Genomic DNA, 16,090 nt, shown 5'->3' on the forward strand with positions numbered 1-16,090 from the left:
CGTTCCCCTCGTCTTTCTCGCAAGAGATGGGGGATGCAGGAGATGTCGCGGTCGGTTGACATATCGGGGAGACCGCTCCCCCGGCTGCCAGGACCGCTGGCGGCCGCGCTGACCACGTTTCTGCTGGTCGGCCTCGTCCTCACCGGCGGATCCGCCGCCCGGGCGACGAGCGACGGGGTGGCCGCCGGCAACAGCTCCCGCTGGCTGGCCGACCAGCTCGACGACGACGGCACCCTCCGCAACCCGCTGGGCGGCACCCTGCCCGACTACGGGCTGATGATCGACGTCCTGTTCGCCCTGCACGCCTCGGGCGACGGGGCCCTGGCCGACCCGATCGTCGACCATCTGGACCAACAGCGGCACGCCAGCGACTACTTCACCTGGGACGGCCTGGTGCCGGACCAGGGCTACGACGCCATCATCGTCGGCGGCGCCGCGGCCAAGGTCCTGGTCGCGGCCGAGGTCGCGGGCCGCGACCCGCGCGACTTCGGCGGCTACGACATGGTCGCCGAGACCCAGGCCGCCATCATGCGCTCGGGCCCCGACAAGGGCCGGATCAGCGACTACTCCAAGAACCCGGACTTCGCCGACTTCGTCAGCAACAACGCCAACATGTTCGGCCAGTCGCTGGCCGTCATCGGCCTCGCCGGCGCCGGCCAGAACGACCGGCTGGCCATCGACCGGCTGCTGAGCCAACAGTGCGCCGAGGGCTACTTCCGCATCTTCTTCGGCTATATCGCCACCGACGAGACCGGCGACCATGTCAACGAGCGCGGCCAGAAGCTCTCCACCTGCGACGAGGGCAAGCAGTTCGGCCAGTCCGCGCCCGACGGCGACACCACGGGACTCGCCCTCTCCGCGCTGCTGGCCGCCCGCGCGGCCGGCGCCGACGGTCTCGACGAGCCCATCGACCGCACCGTCGGCTGGCTGCGGAACAACCAGGCGGCGAACGGCGGTTGGGGCGGCGGCGTCAGCACCGAGGCGCCCAACACCAACAGCACAGGACTGATCGTCCAGGCCCTCGCCGACGCCGGCGGCGCCGCCGAGGCGGTGACGGACGGCACCGCCTATCTGCGGTCCGCGCAGGTGACGGCCGACGCGGACGCCGACAACGCGCTCGCCGCCCATATCGGCGCCATCGCCTACACCCCCGAGGACTACCAGGCGGCCAGAACCGACGGCATGGTCGGCACCGACACCTGGATCCGGGCCACCGCGCAGGCGTCCCTCGGCCTCTCCCAGACAAGCTTCCACCAGCTCACCGGCGGCGGGACACCGCCCCCAGGGCCCGACCCAGACCCGGACCCCGACCCGGGTCCCGGCCCCGGACCCGGGCCTGACGAGGACCCGCCGCCGTCACCGTCGCCGACGCCGCCTCCCCGCGAGACCCCGCGCGGCAACGACAACGCGACGGGCGGCGGCCCCGAAGGACCGAGCGACTGGCCGGACGGCGACCGTCCCGCACCCCCGCCCCCCGGCTCGGACGGCGGCGAGGTCGTCGTCCCCGACGAGACCGAGGCCGAACCCGGCTCCGACACCCCGGCCGGCCGCCTCGGCGCCTATCTGGCCGGCCAACTGACCAACGGCGACCATGTCGAGATCGTCCAGGACGGCGAGACCTATGTCGACTACGACGCCACCGCCGACCTGGTCCTGGCCCTCCGCACCCTCGACGAACAGCCACAGGTCGTCGCCCGCGCGACCGAGTTCCTACTCACCGAGGACTCCATCAACGCCTACGCCCACGGCGCCCCCTACGAAGACACCACCGCCGCCTACGCCGAACCCCTGGCCAAACTCCGCCTCATAGCCGGCTTCCTCCCCCCGGATGCCTCCGGCGACGACGCCTCCGGCGAGGGCAGCAGCGCGGCCAGCGGGGGCGACACAGCCGACGACGGCGAGTCGTCCGGCTCCGCCGGCAACGGCGACGGCGCTTCCGCCAGTGGCCGTGACGCTGGCAGCGACACGGACGGCCCCGCCGGAAACGGCGGCACCGCCGAAGGCACCGGCTCCGCCGGCGACAGCGGCACGGCCGGGAACGGCGGCACGGCCGGCGACGGCGAATCGTCCGGCTCCGCCGGAAACAGCGACGACAACGGCACCGCCGGCGACGGCGCTTCCACCAGTGCCCGTGACGCCGACAACAACACCTCCGGCCCCGCCGGGAACAGCGCCGCCGAAGGCGCCGAAGGCGCCGGCAGTGGCCGCGAAATGCCGTCCGCACAGGACAGGCTCAGCGACGCCCTCGCCGCGTTGCGCGGCGCGGACGGGGTCTTCACCGATGTGGGTACGTATGGCGACGCCTCCGGAGGAACCCGGCGGCATGCCTGGGCCACGTTGGCGACCACGGCCGACGGCGGTGACGCCGGCGCCGCGTCGCTCGCCGTGCTGATCGAGGCGCAGCGCCCCGACGGGACGTTCCCCGGGACCCTGACCGCCGACGACGGCGATCTGTTCGCCACGGCCCTGGTGGTCGAGGCGCTGGCCGGGCAGGCCCGGGACGGTGAGCGCGCCGACGTCACCCCGGAGCGGAGCGAGGCACTCGCCGCGGCCGTCGCCGCGTTGAACGCGGCGCCCGGCGCCGACGGGCTGGTGGTGGGGGACGGCGGCGCGGCCGATCTCCCGTTGAGCGCCGCGCTGGCCGGCGCGCGGCAGGCGGCCGGGATCGATGTCTCGGACACCGCCCGCTCGTTGGGTGGGCTACTCGGCGAGGACGGTGGCATCGGGCCCGAGCCGGGCGCGGCCAGCGATCTGCCGACCAGCATCGCGGTGGCGCCTGGCGTGGCCGGGGCCTCCTGGACCAGTGCGCCCAACTCCCCCGTGGTGACGGCCGGTTCGGGCGCCGTCGACGCGGCGGCCGATGATTCGGCCGGTGGTCCGCCCGGGGCCGGGGACGGCATGTCGGCCTGGACGATCTCCGGGCTGGTGGCCGGCGGGTTCGCGGTGGCCGTGGCGCTGTTCTTCGCGGTGCGTCATCTCATCATCCGGAACAAGACTCGCAAGGCGGTGGCAGCGTGACGACCCTTCCAAACACGCCGTGGCGGCGGCTGCTCGGGCTGATGGCCGTGGCCGCGTTGTTCGCGGCGCTTCTGGTGCCGGCGCCGGCGGCGCGGGCCGTCGACCACAGCAAGGGGCATCCGGGGTTCTGCGAGAACAGCACCGGTGTGACGGTGGTGATCGACTTCCAGGAGCTGGGTGGCACCACCATCGTGCGTTGCTATCCCTCGGGCACCAGGGGCACAGGACTGGACGCACTGAAGGGCGCGGGGTTCCAGATCGAGGGGGCCCAGCGGTGGGGTGAGTCGTTCATCTGCCGGATAGAGAACCGGCCTTCGGCGGTGGAGGAGATCCCCATCGAGGACAACGAGGGCTATCGGGAGGCGTGCATCGACACGCCGCCGGCCGCCGCCTACTGGTCGTACTGGCACGCGGGCAACAACTGCGGCTGGCAGTACAGCCAGTGGGGGGTGAAGAACCGGGACTTCATCCCGGGTGGCTTCGAGGGCTGGTCGTTCTCGTTGAACGCGACGGCGGACAGCAACCCGACGCCCCGGATCGCGCCGGTCCGGCCCGGGACGGAGGGCGGCGAGTGCAACGCGCCCGAAGAGCCGGCGCCGATCACCAATGACCCGGACGAGCGCCAGCCGGGCTCCCAGTCCGCCGGCGCCGGCCAGGGCCCGGACGGCACCGACGGCGGTTCCTCCGGCGGTAACGGCGGTAACGGCGGCGGAGGCAACGGCACCGGCGCAGGCGGCCAGGAGAGCGAGAACGGGAACGCCTCCCAGGGCGCCGAGGAAGCGAACGACGCGGACGACACCGAGGACGGGAACGGCGAGGAGGGCACGGACGGCGAGGACGGCGCGTTGCCGCCGCCGGTGCCCCGGCCCAGCGCCGATCCGTCCACGCCGCCCGATCCGGCGGCGAATGTGACGTTCACGGGTGGCGAGGAGGCGGCGGACGTCAACGACGTCATCAGGGAGCAGTCGGGGGCGAGTGCGGCCGCGCCCTGGGTGGCCGCCGGCGCGCTGGTGCTGTTGGCGGGGGCGGCCTGGCTGACCGCCCGACGGCGTAGGCGGGCGCGCGAGTCCTGATGCGCCGGGCGACGTTCACCACGTACTTCCTGCCCCGGGATCTGCATCCGGCCGCCTGGTGGGTGTGGGCGTTGGGGCTCGCGGTGGCCGCGAGTCGGACGACCAACCCGTGGTTGCTGCTGACGGTGGTGGCCATCGCCTGCCATGTGGTGGTGTCCCGCAGGTCGGACGCGCCCTGGGCGATGGCGTTCCGGATGTATCTGTGGCTCGGTCTGGCGATCGTGCTGATCCGGGTGTTCTTCCGGCTGGTGTTCGGCGGCGCCGAGGGGTCGACGATCGTGCTGCGGCTGCCGGAGATTCCGCTGCCGGCCTGGGCGGCGGGGATTCGGCTCTTCGGCGATGTGTCGGCCGAGTCGCTGCTGGGCGGCTTCTATGACGGGCTGCGGCTGGCGACGATGGTGATCTGTCTGGGGGCGGCCAACGCGTTGGCCAATCCGAAGCGGCTGCTGAAGGCGATGCCGTCGGCGCTCTACGAGGTGGGGACGGCCGTGGTGATCGCCCTCTCGGTGTTTCCGCAGCTGGCGGAGAGCGTCCAACGGGTGCGGCGGGCACGGAAGTTGCGCGGTGGTGGTGGTGGCGAGGGTCGGATGAACGGGCTGCGGGCGGTGGTCATTCCGGTGCTGGCCGACGCGTTGGACCGTTCGCTGCGTCTTGCCGCGTCGATGGACTCCCGTGGCTATGGGCGGGCCGGCAAGGTCGCCGCGCGGGCGCGGCTGCTGACCGGGCTGTTGATGATCGTCGGCCTGTTGGGCGTCTGCGTGGGGGTGTACGCCACCTTGGACGGGACCACGCCGCGGTTCCTGGCGACGCCGGTGCTGGTGCCGAGTCTGCTGGTGGCGCTGGTCGGCTTCAGGTTGGCGGGGGCGCGGGTGCCGCGCACCCGTTATCGGCCGGACCGCTGGCTGCTGCCGGAGGTGGTGGTGGCGGCCAGCGGGGTCGCGGTCGCGGTGATGCTGTTCGCCACGTCGAGTGTCGATCCGACGAATCTCAATCCGTCGCTGATCAATCTGGACTGGCCGATGCTGTCCTGGCCGCCGCTGGTCGGGGTGCTGCTCGGGGTGCTGCCGGCGTTCCTGTCGCCGCCCCCCGAGTCCCCCCATGTCGCTTCCGTGCCGCGTTCGTCCGAACAGACCGAACAGACCGAGCAGAACGAACCGAGCGAGAAGACCGAGGAGGTGCGCTGAGTGATCGAGTGGCGGGGCGTTTCGTTCTGGTACCACGGTCAGCCGGAGCCGGTGCTGGCCGATATCGATCTGACCGTCGGCGAGGGCGAGTTGGTGTTGCTGGCCGGGCGCACCGGGGCCGGTAAGTCGACGCTGTTGGGCACGGTCAACGGTCTGGTGCCGCATTTCACCGGCGGGCATCTGGAGGGTTCGGTCTCGGTGGCCGGGGTGTCGACCCGGGAGCGTCCGCCGCGTGAGTTCGCCCATCTGGTGGGCGTGGTCGGTCAGGACCCGCTCGCCGGCTTTGTGACGGACACGGTGGAGGACGAGTTCGCCTACGGCATGGAGCAACTCGGCCTGGCGCCACAGGTGATGCGGCGCCGGGTGGAGGAGACGCTGGATCTGCTGGGCATCGCCGAGCTGCGCCGCCGGGCGCTGCGCACCCTGTCCGGCGGGCAGCAGCAACGGGTCGCGATCGGCTCGGTGTTGACGACCCATCCGAAGGTTCTGGTGTTGGACGAGCCGACGTCGGCGCTGGACCCGACGGCCGCCGAGGATGTGCTGGCGACGCTGGCCCGGCTGGTACAGGATCTGGGCACCACGGTGCTGATGGCGGAGCACCGGATGGAGCGGGTGATCCCGTTCGCCGACCGGATGTTGTACGCGCCGGGGGACGGCGGGGTGCGGGACGGGGTGCCGGCCGAGGTGCTTGAGGGCACCCCGATCGCGCCGCCGATCGTGCGTCTCGGCCGGTTCGCCGGCTGGCGGCCGCTGCCGCTCTCGGTGCGGGACGCGCGCCGCGTCGCAGCGGGGCTGCGGGCCCGGCTCGCGTCCCGTCCCCGGCCCGAGCGGTCGGCGCCGGTCGGCGAGGAGAAGCCGCTGCTGACCGCCGAGGGGGTGGTGGTGCGCTATGGGCCGACGGTCGCGGTGCGCGGTCTGGATCTGGAGCTGCACGGCGGGAAGGTGGTCGCGATGATGGGCCGCAACGGTTCCGGCAAGTCGTCGCTGCTGTGGGCGTTGCAGGGTTCGGGTCCACGGCAGGGTGGTTCGGTGCGCGCCGGCGGGGTCGATCCCAAGGAGCTGTCGAGCGCCAGGGCGCGGAAGGTCGTCGGTCTGGTGCCGCAGACGGCGAGCGATCTGCTGTATCTGGAGACGGTCGCCGAGGAGTGCGCGGCCGCCGACGCCGAGTCGGATGCCGAACCGGGCTTCTGCCGTGGGTTGTTGGACCGGCTGGCGCCCGGCATCGAGCCGGCGGCGCATCCGCGTGATCTCTCCGAGGGGCAGCGGCTCGCCCTGGTGCTGGCCGTCCAACTGTCCGCCGTGCCAAGGATCATGCTGCTGGACGAGCCGACGCGCGGCCTTGACTACGAGGCCAAGGCGGCGCTGGCCCGGATGGTCACCGAGCTGGCCGCCGAGGGCCGGGCGGTGGTGGTGGCCACCCACGATGTGGAGTTCGTGGCGACGGTGGCGGACCGGGTGATGGTGCTGGCCGAGGGGGAGATCGTGTCGGACGGCCCGACCGTCGAGGTGCTGGGCGGCTCGCCGGCGTTCGCGCCGCAGGTGGCCAAGATCCTCGGCGAGGAGTGGCTGACCGTCGACGAGGTGGCGGCGGCGCTGCCCGGAGGGGCGCGATGAAGCGGCGAACCCTCCGGTGGGGCCGGCCCGATCAGGCGATCCGGGTGGGGCCGCGTTCGGCCGTGGTGTTGACGCTGGCCTCGCTGGCCGGGCTGATGATGTTCGTCTGGCCGCTGCTGGTGCGGGTGGAGCCGCAGTCCATGCAGCACGGCCCGGACGCGCCGTTCGTGTTCATGGGCATCCTGCCGATCCTGATCGTCATCGTGCTGGCCGAACTCTCCGAGGGCGGCATGGACTCCAAGGCGCTGGCCATGCTAGGGGTGCTGTCGGCGATCAACGCGGCGCTGCGGCCGCTGGGCGCGGGCACGGCCGGCATCGAGACGGTGTTCTTCATGCTGGTGCTGGCCGGCCGGGTGTTCGGCGCCGGCTTCGGCTTCGTACTGGGCTGTACGTCGCTGTTCGCCTCGGCGCTGCTGACGGCGGGCGTCGGGCCCTGGCTGCCGTTCCAGATGCTGTGTTCGGCGTGGATCGGGATGGGCGCGGGGCTGCTGCCGCGCCGGGTCACCGGGCGGGCGGAGATCGCCATGCTGGTGGCCTACGGCATCGTGGTGGCGTATCTGTTCGGCTTTCTGATGAACCTGTGGTTCTGGCCGTTCATCACCGGCGCCGAGGTGCCCTACCACGACGGGCATATCTCCTATGTGCCGGGCGACTCGGTCTGGGACAACCTGCACCGGTTCGCGGTGTTCACGCTGCTGACGTCGACGGCGGGTTGGGACACCGGGCGGGCCATCACCAACACGGTGGCGATCCTGGTGCTGGGGCCGGCGATCCTGGCCACACTGCGGCGCGCCTCGCGGAAGGCGTCCTACGGCACGGTGCCGACGTTCGAGGCGCCGGCCGACCTCGGCGCGGCGCTGGGCACGGAGGCCAGGCCAGGTCGCCGGCGCGGCTGAACGTGCGGGGGCGTTGCTAGGCTCGCCCGGTGGCTGAGGTGGCGGTCTGGACGTCGACGATTCCCACCGAGGTGGGCTGGGTCGACGAATCGGTGCTGGACGCCGGGGAGTTGGCGCGGGCGGCGGGTTTTGTCGATCCGGCGGACCGGTGGCGTTATGTGGTGGCCCATGTGGCGCTGCGCGGGCTGCTGGCCGGCCGGTTGGGGGTGGCGCCCGGCGCCGTGGAGTTCGTCCGGGAGCCCTGCCCGATGCCGGGGTGCGGTGGGCCGCACGGCCGGCCCGCGGTCGCCGGCGTCCCCGGGGTGCGGTTCTCGCTTTCGCATGCGCTGGACATGGCCTGTGTCGCGCTGGCGGATTCGGATGTCGGGGTGGACGTGGAGGCGGGCGCGGTGGCCGGGGCCGGGGTGGCGCGGCGGCTCGGCCGGGTGTTGCACGTCCGGGAGCGGGCCGCGCTGCAGGCGCTGCCGGAGGCGGAGCGGGACGCCGCGTTCCTGGGCTGCTGGGTGCGGAAGGAGGCCTATCTCAAGGGTCTCGGCACCGGTCTCGCCGGGGATGTGTCGGCTCATCTGGTGGGCCTGCCCGAGGCGTTCGTGCCGGGAAACGCCGAGGAGGGCCCACCGGGGTGGGCCCTCCTGGACGTGCCGGTGCCGGCCGGCTACCGCGCGGCCGTCGCGGTCCGTGGTGCCGGCCGGCCCGAGGTGCGGGTGCGGGCGGTTGGGCCGGTCAACTCCTGGGCTCGGCCTCCGAGTTGGCCGCCGCCACCACCCGGTTGAGCCGGTCCATCCGGGTGGCCAGCGTCATCCGGCCCTCCAGCCGGAACGCGGGCGGCCGGCGGCCGTCCACATCGGCGAAGTCGTAGTGGTCGGCCAGATCGCCGGTGCTGAGGGTCTGCCCGGTGCGGGTGCCGACCTCGGGGTCGGCCAGCAGCGAGGCGACGGCGCGGCCCACGTACTCGGGGCTGTGCACCACGGCGGCCGGGCCACTGCCCATCGCCTCCCTGGCCGCCTCGACCCGTTCGGTCGCGACAAACCCGGGGTGCAGCGAGAGCGCGGTGACCTTGGTCTTGCGCAGGTCGTAGGCGAAGCCCTTGCACATCCGGTCGGACGCCGTCTTGAAGACGTCATAGCCGACCTGGCCGAGATAGACGTCGCCGTCCGAGAAGCTGATCCCCACGATCAGGGCCCGCTCGGGCGTCAGCATCAGCGAGGTGAGGGTGCGCGTCACCTCGTACTGGGCGCGCAGGGAGCCCTCGAACAGCTCGTAGCGCCACATGGGCTGCTTCCAGTACGGCGCGTCGAACGGCACCTCGACGGAGCGTTCGTAGCCGCCCCAGGCGTTGTTGACCAGCAGGTCGAGACGCCCGTGGTCGGCCTCGATCCGCTCGTACAGCGCGGCGTTGTCCTTGGCGTCGCGGTGGTCGCAGCGCACGGCGATGCCCCGGCCGCCGCGCGCGGTGACCTCGTCCGCCGTGTCGTCGACCGTGCCGGGCAGCCCCTCGGTGCGTTCGCCGTCCCTGGTGCTGCGCCCGGTGACATACACCGTGGCGCCCGCGTCGCCCAGGGCGAGGGCGACGCCCCGGCCCACGCCCCGGCTGGCGCCGGTGACCACCGCCACCGAGCCGGCGAGGTCGGGGGCGTTCCATCCGTCGTTCACGCGTCGTCCCTTTCGTTGGTGGTTTCGGCCCGGTCAGCTCAGGTGCTCGGCGGCATAGGTGAGGCTGCGCAGATAGGCGTCGGTGTCCTGGACCTCGGGAACGTCGTAGCGCTCCCGCAGCAGCGGCATCGAGGTGGGCAGCACTCCGCCGCTGCACCAGGTGACCTCGCTGACGTCGCGCAGCACCGAGAGGTAGGAGCGGGACATCGGGGGCAGCCGGGCGAGTTCGTCCTCGTCGAGGGTTTCGGGCGGGACGATCGCCGGCGGCCTGAGGGTGCGGCCGCGCTCGGCGGCGTGCTTCACGAGAACGGCGAGGCAGCCGTCGACGTCCATTGCCTCGTCGCCGTAGGTGACCCAGAAGTCGCCTTCCTCCTCGCCGAGTTCGATGGCCGTCAGGACCGCCTTGGAGAGCAGGTCCTGGGGCACGAAGTCCATCCGGATGCCGGGGTGGGCCGGGATGTAGGGGGCCCGGCCGCGGCCGATCCAGGCGGACATCAGCTGCACGATCTGCGGCTGCGCGGTCCAGCCGTCGACCGAGTCGCCCACCAGGTTGGTGGGCCGGAAGACGGTGTGCGGCAGCCAACTGTCGGCGAGCACCTGCTCGGCGGCCCGCTTGGAACTGATGTAGTTCCGGCAGACGTTGCCCTCGCTCAGCGGCTTGGGCGCGCCGTCGTCGAGCGCGGCGACGAACGCCGTGCTCATGAAGTGCACGGCGGCGCCCGCCCGTTCGGCGAACTCGACGATCCGCCGGGTGCCCGCCACATTGATCGGCTCGTACCGCTCGGCGGGCAGGCCCCACTCCGTCAGCCCCGCCGAGTGGATGACGACATCCACCTCGTCGGCGAGCGCGGCATAGGAGTCGGCGTCCAGGCCGAGCCGGTCGGCCGTCAGGTCCAGCGTCACGGTGCGGTCCGGCGCCTCGGGGACGTCCGCGTGGTGGGAGGCGGGCAGCAGCCGGAGGCCGCCGCCGTCCGGGCGTCGCCGCCACTCCCTCAGCAGGGAGCGGCCGACGACGCCCGAGGCCCCGGTGAGCAGCACGGTGCGGGGGGCCTGGCTCATGCCCGCGAGTCCTTCCAGTCCATCAGCTTGGTCACCACGCGCGAGCCGACGTAGAGCAGCGGCTCGGGCGGGTAACCCATCGGGGGTTTGCGGTCCTTGTTGTCCACCACCAGCAGCCGGGTGTAGTCGCTGTCCTTGCCGAGGACGAGATCCCGCAGCACCTTGCCGCCCAGATGGGTCATCGAGATGCCGTTGCCGCAGTAGCCGTACCCGTAGGCGATGCCGTCGCCCACGGTGCCGAAGTGCGGCGCGTAGTCGCGCACCACATCGGCGGTGCCGCCGTACGCGTAGGCGAACCTGACGTCCCGCCACATCGGGAAGAAGCGCAGGAACTCGCGCTGGATCTCCTCGTACGCCCGGCCGCGGCTCATGTTGTGCTCGCCCCGGTCCCGCCCGTAGTAGTAGACGACGGGTCCGCCGGCGAACATCACGCGGTTGTCCTTGGTGAAACGGGCGCAGGTCAGCAGGGACTTGGCCTCCACCAGGCCCTCGCGGCCGGCCCAGGGGACCCGGTCGAGCTGGGCGTCGGTGAGCGGTTCGCTGACCATGGCATAGGTCCACACGGGCGCCACCTTGCGGCGGAACTCCCGGAAGGAGTCCATATGCACATTGGTGGCGAGCACCACCTTGTCGGCCGTGATCCGCCCGCCTGGGGTGACCACGGTGGAGCGGACGCCGCGTTCCAGCTCGACACACGGGGTCTTGTCGTAGATGGTCACCCCCTTGTCGCGCAGCACCCTGGCCAGGCCCCTGGACAGCTTGAAGGGGTTGACGAGCGCGCCGCCGACGCGGGTGGCGGCCTGGATCGCGGGCGAGCCGATGACGGCCTGGCTCTCCTCGCGCGACAGGATGCTCGGCGCCACCCCGCCGATGCGCTCGGCCAGCGCCCGGTCCTCCGCCAGCCGCCGCTCCTGCGCGGCGCTGGTGGCGACCATCAGGTAGTCGTTGGCCTCGTACTCGGCGTCCACCTTGTTACGGCGAAGGAACCTGCCGATTTCGAGAATCGAACGACCGACCGCCTGGGTGGCCTCCAGGGCACGCTGGGTGCCGAATTTCTCGACCAGCGCCTGCAGGTCCTTTCCGACCGTCGGCGTGGCGAATCCGTCGGCGCGGCCGGAGGCTCCGTAACCCGAGTACTCGGCCTCCACGACCCGGATGTCGAGGGCCGGTTCGGCCTCCTTCAGGAAGTAGGCGGCCCACAGGCCGGTGAATCCCCCGCCGACGATGCACACATCGCATTCGATCGTCTCCGCGAGGGCCGGACCCGGGACGACATCCTCGGTTTCATGCCAGTACACCACATGCTGTGGATCGCTCAATTCCCGCCCCTTTGCTGCACGGTTCGTCTCGCTTTTCACCCTGCGTTCATCGGCTGCTCGTCATGGAGAGCGATGGCCCGTCAGACGGCTTCGAGAACCAGCCGGGCGAGGCCCAGATGACGATTCCGGAAGTGCTCGACGCAGGCGCCCAGATACCGCTCGTAGTTGACGACGTTCTGCTCGCCGGTGTACTCCACGGCGAGGCTCCGATTGGCCCGCAGCCGATCCAGCCATTCCTGGCAGGTGCGACTGTAGTGATCCGGGTCGTTGCGCATGGTGACGATGTCGAAGAGTTTTTCGCTGCTCTCGACGACCTCGGAGAGCGCCGGAATCTCGGACTCCGGAAAGATGGTCTCGATGATGAACATCAGATCCCTGACGGTCCGCTTGTCCATCACCACGTTGTTGCCCTTGATGTTTGTCTGCAGGGCGATTCGACCCCCCTTGGGGAGCCATGACCGACAGCGGGTGAAGAAGTCCCGATAGGTGGCGATCCGCTCGGACCTGGACAGCCCGGTCCTGGCGAAGTGCTCGAACGCGCCGATGGAGACGATGGCGTCATAGGGCTCGGTCGGCTCGTGGTCGAGCCAGCCCTCGACGCTGATCTCAACCTTGGGATAGCGCTCCCGAACCCACTCGGCCTGGCTGTCGCTCAGGGTCAGCCCGACGGCTCGCCCCACGCCGTGCGTGTCGACCAGCCGGTTGAGCATGCTCCCCCAGCCGCAGCCGACGTCCAGCACCCGGGCGGCGCCGCTCGCGCCCGCTCCCTCGATGAGGTAGTCGAGCTTCCGGTACTGCGCGTCCTCCAGCGTGTCCCCCTCGCCCCACAGGGCACAGGTGTAGGTCAGCGAGGGGTCGAGCCACAATGCGTAGAAGTCATTGGAAACGTCGTAATGGTGCCTGATCGCCTCGGCGGTCGCCCCGACGTTGGCGGATGCCGTCACGCCTCGACACTGCCCGACTTGGTGGCCTCGGCCAGACGCACGAGATCGCCCACGGTCTTCACCGAGGCGGCCTTGCTGGGGTCGAACTCGATGTCGTGGTCGTCCTCGATGGTGTAGACGATGTCGGCTATTTGCAGACTGGAAAGACCCACCTCGTCGAAGGCCGTGGACTCGCCCAGTTCGAACTTGCCCGCCTTGCTGCCGAGCTTCTTGGAGATGAGGTCGCAAACCTCTTCGACGGTGACCATCGGCATGCCCTCTCAGAAAGATGAATGGTTGTCGTCGTGATGTCTTGGCAACACGAGGGAAACAGGAAGACGACGAGCCCGGGCATTCGGTTCCGTCCGGGTGTCGACCACAACGTCGATCCGCTGTGTTACCGCGCCTTCACCGTTGGATGAAACGGCTACGCGCCCCAGGGGCGGGAACTGACGCCGCGAGGCCCCCGGTGGTTGAAAACGCACATAAGTCGCCCACGACTGCCCACTGGTCCCCGTGACGTGGAGCGCTGGTGGACATCTTGCACGACTCGCGGCGAAGTTCGCCAGGCCCTTCAGTTAACTGCCAACATCCGTAGACGACTTCACCACGTTTGGGATGCGAGTGCGGGATGTTGGGTGTACGGTCGAGTTCCCCCGGGTTGACCTCGGGGTGTTCACCTTCTGAACGGCAGAATCGCGTAAACAGACAATATGCCACAACACACCACGGGGGTTGAGTGTGGCCGAGGTTGAGTTGTCCGTCGGCACCATCGAGTACCAGACCACGGGCTCCGATGGGCCGGTGGTGGTATTTCTGCACGGCGTCGGCATGAACGCCTCGCTGTGGCGACATGTGGTGGCTGACCTGGGCAAGGACCACCGCTGCATCGTGCCGACCCTGCCGCTCGGCGGTCACCGGACCCCGATGCGGCCGGACGCCGATCTCTCCGTGCTCGGCGTGGCCCGGGTCGTCGCCGAGTTCCTGGAACGGCTCGACCTGCGGGACGTCATCCTGGTGATGAACGACTGGGGCGGCGCGCAGGCCCTGGTGGCCGACGGCAGGGGCGAGCGGATCGCCCGACTGGTCATCACCTCCTGCGAGGCGTTCGACAACTACCCGCCGGGGCTGCCCGGCAGCAATCTGTACACCGCCGCGAAGATGCCGGGCGGCATCGCCGCCGCCTTCGGACTGCTCAGGCTCAAGCCGATGCGGCGGCTGCCGATGACCTGGGGTCGGATGACCAAGCGGCCGGTGCCGCACGAGGTGATGAACGACTGGTTCGCCCCGCTCTGGTCGTCCAAGGAGATCCGCCGGGACCTGCGCAAGTATGTGCTCAGCGTCCCCCCGAAGGCCGAACTCCTGGAGTGGTCCGAGCGGTTGAGGGACTTCGACCGTCCCGCCCTGGTGGTCTGGGCCACCGAGGACAAGGTCATGCCGCCCGAGCACGGGCGACGCCTGGTCGAGCTGCTGCCGAAGGGCGAGCACGCGGAGATCGAGGACAGCTACACCCTCATCCCCGAGGACCAGCCGCAGCGGCTCGTCGAGCACCTTCGTGCCTTCCTGCAGAGGCATCCGGTCGGCTCCCCGTAGCCGGCCCGCCCGGCCCGCCACCCCAGGAACCGCCCACGCCGTGAGATGAGGCGCGGCCGGCGTACGCCGGCGTGCCCGGGACCAACCGTGGAGACTGACATGGCCGTTGATCCGGCTGACGACTCTGGCGTTGCCGCGCGGGAGACCTCGCCGTTCGCCGCCCGCCTGGCCGAGCTGCCCGAGGACGAGCGGTACCAGCGGCTGCTGTGGGTGGTGCGCGCGGAGACGGCCGGGCTCCTGGAGACCGATCCGGAGACCATCGATCCCGACCGCGCCTACCGCGACTACGGCTACAACTCCCTGGCCGCACTGGAGTTGACGGGGCGTCTGGGCAAGGCCGTCGGTCTCGATCTACCGCTCACCCTGCTCTTCGACCATCCGACCCCCGCCGATGTGGCCGCCCACCTGCTCGGCCTGCACGGATACCCGCGCCCCGGCGACGACACCCGGACCCCGGCGGACGAGCCCACCGTCGAGGCGGCCGACGGAACGCCGGCCGACGAGTCGGCGACGGTCGACGGCGGCGACCGCACGCGCGGAGGGTCCGCCCCGCGCGCGGTCGCCGTCGCCCGCGAGGTCGACGAGAACGAGCCGATCGCCGTCGTGGGGATGGCCTGCCATCTGCCGGGCGGGATCGACTCGCCCGAGGACCTGTGGCGGGTGGTGATCGAGGGCCGCGACGTGGTCTCCGACTTCCCCACCGACCGGGGTTGGGATCTGGACGCGCTCTACCATCCGGACCCCGACCATCCCGGCACCACCTATGCCAAGGTCGGCGGATTCCTGGACGGCATCGCGGAGTTCGACGCCGACTTCTTCGGCATCGGCCGCACCGAGGCCCTGGCCATGGACCCCCAGCAGCGCCTCCTCCTCCAGACCACCTGGGAACTGCTGGAGAACGCCGGCATACCGCCGCACACCCTGCGCCGCACCCCCACCGGTGTCTTCATCGGCAGCAGCGGCTCGGACTACGAGCAGCTGGCCAGGCTGGGTCCGCAGGAGTTGGAGGGGTACTGGGGTATCGGTTCGGCCGGGAGTGTCCTGTCCGGACGTGTCGCCTACACCTTCGCCTTCGAAGGCCCCGCCCTCACCATCGACACCGCCTGCTCCTCCTCCCTCGTCGCCACCCACCTCGCCACCCAAGCACTCCAACGCGGCGACTGCACCCTCGCCATCGCCGGCGGCATCACCCTCATGACCACCCCCAAAACCTTCACCGAATTCAGCCGCCAACGCGCCCTCTCCCCCGACGGCCACTGCCGCTCCTACGACCAAAACGCCAACGGAACCGGCTGGTCAGAAGGCATCGCCCTCCTCCTCCTCGAAACACAAACCCACGCCCAACAAAACAACCACCCCATCCACGCCCTCATCCGCGCCACCCACACCAACCAAGACGGCCACAGCAACGGCCTCACCGCACCCAACGCCCCCGCCCAAACCCGCCTCATCACCCACACCCTCAACAAAGCCCACCTCACCCCCAACGACATCGACGCCATCGAAGGCCACGGCACCGCCACCACCCTCGGCGACCCCATCGAAATCGACGCCCTCACCCACGCCTACGCCCAACACCGCACCCCCACCAAACCACCCATCCACCTCTCCAGCCTCAAATCCAACATCGGCCACACCCAAGCCGCCGCCGGCACCGCCGGCATCATCAAAACCATCCAAGCCCTCCACCACCAAACCCACCCCCCAACCCACCACCTCACCCAACCCACCACCAAAACCACCTGGCACCCCCAACTC

At 70.9% G+C, this 16,090-nt stretch carries 13 protein-coding genes; 8 read left to right on the forward strand and 5 right to left on the reverse strand.

Features of this window, described 5'->3' with window-relative positions; all coding sequences use genetic code 11:
* The first annotated feature begins 42 nt into the window (after nt 1-42).
* From AOM46_RS30785 to AOM46_RS30810, 6 genes are read left to right on the forward strand one after another with little or no spacing between them, the layout of a single operon-like run.
* On the forward strand, nt 43-3,018 hold the full coding sequence (locus tag AOM46_RS30785) for a hypothetical protein (protein ID WP_158920818.1): 2,976 nt from the start codon (nt 43-45) through the stop codon (nt 3,016-3,018).
* Nucleotides 3,015-4,091, forward strand: a complete 1,077-nt coding sequence (locus tag AOM46_RS30790) for a hypothetical protein (RefSeq protein ID WP_199824095.1) — start codon at nt 3,015-3,017, stop codon at nt 4,089-4,091. The genes AOM46_RS30785 and AOM46_RS30790 overlap by 4 nt, the downstream gene beginning before the upstream one ends.
* Nucleotides 4,091-5,275, forward strand: coding sequence for an energy-coupling factor transporter transmembrane component T (locus tag AOM46_RS30795; RefSeq protein ID WP_062218092.1), 1,185 nt, complete (start codon nt 4,091-4,093; stop codon nt 5,273-5,275). The genes AOM46_RS30790 and AOM46_RS30795 overlap by 1 nt, the downstream gene beginning before the upstream one ends.
* On the forward strand, nt 5,276-6,889 hold the full coding sequence (locus AOM46_RS30800; protein WP_062218095.1) for an ABC transporter ATP-binding protein: 1,614 nt from the start codon (nt 5,276-5,278) through the stop codon (nt 6,887-6,889).
* Nucleotides 6,886-7,785, forward strand: a complete 900-nt coding sequence (locus AOM46_RS30805) for an ECF transporter S component (protein ID WP_078857363.1) — start codon at nt 6,886-6,888, stop codon at nt 7,783-7,785. The genes AOM46_RS30800 and AOM46_RS30805 overlap by 4 nt, the downstream gene beginning before the upstream one ends.
* Nucleotides 7,786-7,814: 29 nt before the next feature.
* Entirely contained in the window at nt 7,815-8,558 is a 744-nt protein-coding gene (locus AOM46_RS30810) for a 4'-phosphopantetheinyl transferase superfamily protein (RefSeq protein WP_107080227.1), read from the forward strand.
* Here AOM46_RS30810 and AOM46_RS30815 read toward each other — a convergent pair.
* The 5 genes from AOM46_RS30815 to AOM46_RS30835 all read right to left on the reverse strand — a co-directional run bounded on the left by AOM46_RS30815 (nt 8,509) and on the right by AOM46_RS30835 (nt 13,014).
* Nucleotides 8,509-9,438 (reverse strand): SDR family NAD(P)-dependent oxidoreductase, encoded by a 930-nt coding sequence (locus AOM46_RS30815; RefSeq protein ID WP_062218098.1) that lies wholly within the window; start codon nt 9,436-9,438, stop codon nt 8,509-8,511. The genes AOM46_RS30810 and AOM46_RS30815 overlap by 50 nt on opposite strands.
* Before the next feature lie 33 nt (nt 9,439-9,471).
* A complete protein-coding gene (locus AOM46_RS30820) occupies nt 9,472-10,497 on the reverse strand; it encodes an SDR family oxidoreductase (protein ID WP_062218101.1) in 1,026 nt (341 codons plus the stop codon).
* The gene (locus AOM46_RS30825; RefSeq protein ID WP_062218104.1) at nt 10,494-11,816 is read right to left on the reverse strand and encodes an FAD-binding oxidoreductase; all 1,323 of its coding nucleotides are present in this window, start codon (nt 11,814-11,816) and stop codon (nt 10,494-10,496) included. Before AOM46_RS30825 ends, AOM46_RS30820 begins: the two co-directional genes overlap by 4 nt.
* Nucleotides 11,817-11,896: 80 nt before the next feature.
* On the reverse strand, nt 11,897-12,760 hold the full coding sequence (locus AOM46_RS30830) for a cyclopropane-fatty-acyl-phospholipid synthase family protein (protein ID WP_062218107.1): 864 nt from the start codon (nt 12,758-12,760) through the stop codon (nt 11,897-11,899).
* The gene (locus AOM46_RS30835; RefSeq protein WP_234314146.1) at nt 12,757-13,014 is read right to left on the reverse strand and encodes an acyl carrier protein; all 258 of its coding nucleotides are present in this window, start codon (nt 13,012-13,014) and stop codon (nt 12,757-12,759) included. Before AOM46_RS30835 ends, AOM46_RS30830 begins: the two co-directional genes overlap by 4 nt.
* Nucleotides 13,015-13,480: 466 nt before the next feature.
* On the opposite strand from AOM46_RS30835, the gene AOM46_RS30840 reads away from it, so the two are divergent.
* On the forward strand, nt 13,481-14,332 hold the full coding sequence (locus tag AOM46_RS30840) for an alpha/beta fold hydrolase (RefSeq protein WP_062218110.1): 852 nt from the start codon (nt 13,481-13,483) through the stop codon (nt 14,330-14,332).
* A gap of 99 nt (nt 14,333-14,431) precedes the next feature.
* Nucleotides 14,432-16,090 (forward strand): type I polyketide synthase (locus AOM46_RS30845; RefSeq protein ID WP_199824096.1); only part of this gene is annotated, 1,659 nt, incomplete at its 3' end.

Origin of the sequence: Streptomyces sp. NBRC 109706 (genome assembly GCF_000974485.1) — a bacterium.
Taxonomy (GTDB): Bacteria; Actinomycetota; Actinomycetes; order Streptomycetales; family Streptomycetaceae; genus Streptomyces.

Excerpts from the sequence above, each read along its gene's own strand:
- AOM46_RS30785 (WP_158920818.1), top strand. The coding sequence starts at position 43 with ATGTCGCGGTCGGTTGACATATCGGGGAGACCGCTCCCCCGGCTGCCA.
- AOM46_RS30795 (WP_062218092.1), top strand. The coding sequence starts at position 4,091 with ATGCGCCGGGCGACGTTCACCACGTACTTCCTGCCCCGGGATCTGCAT.
- AOM46_RS30805 (WP_078857363.1), top strand. The coding sequence starts at position 6,886 with ATGAAGCGGCGAACCCTCCGGTGGGGCCGGCCCGATCAGGCGATCCGG.
- AOM46_RS30820 (WP_062218101.1), bottom strand. The coding sequence starts at position 10,497 with ATGAGCCAGGCCCCCCGCACCGTGCTGCTCACCGGGGCCTCGGGCGTC.
- AOM46_RS30835 (WP_234314146.1), bottom strand. The coding sequence starts at position 13,014 with ATGCCGATGGTCACCGTCGAAGAGGTTTGCGACCTCATCTCCAAGAAG.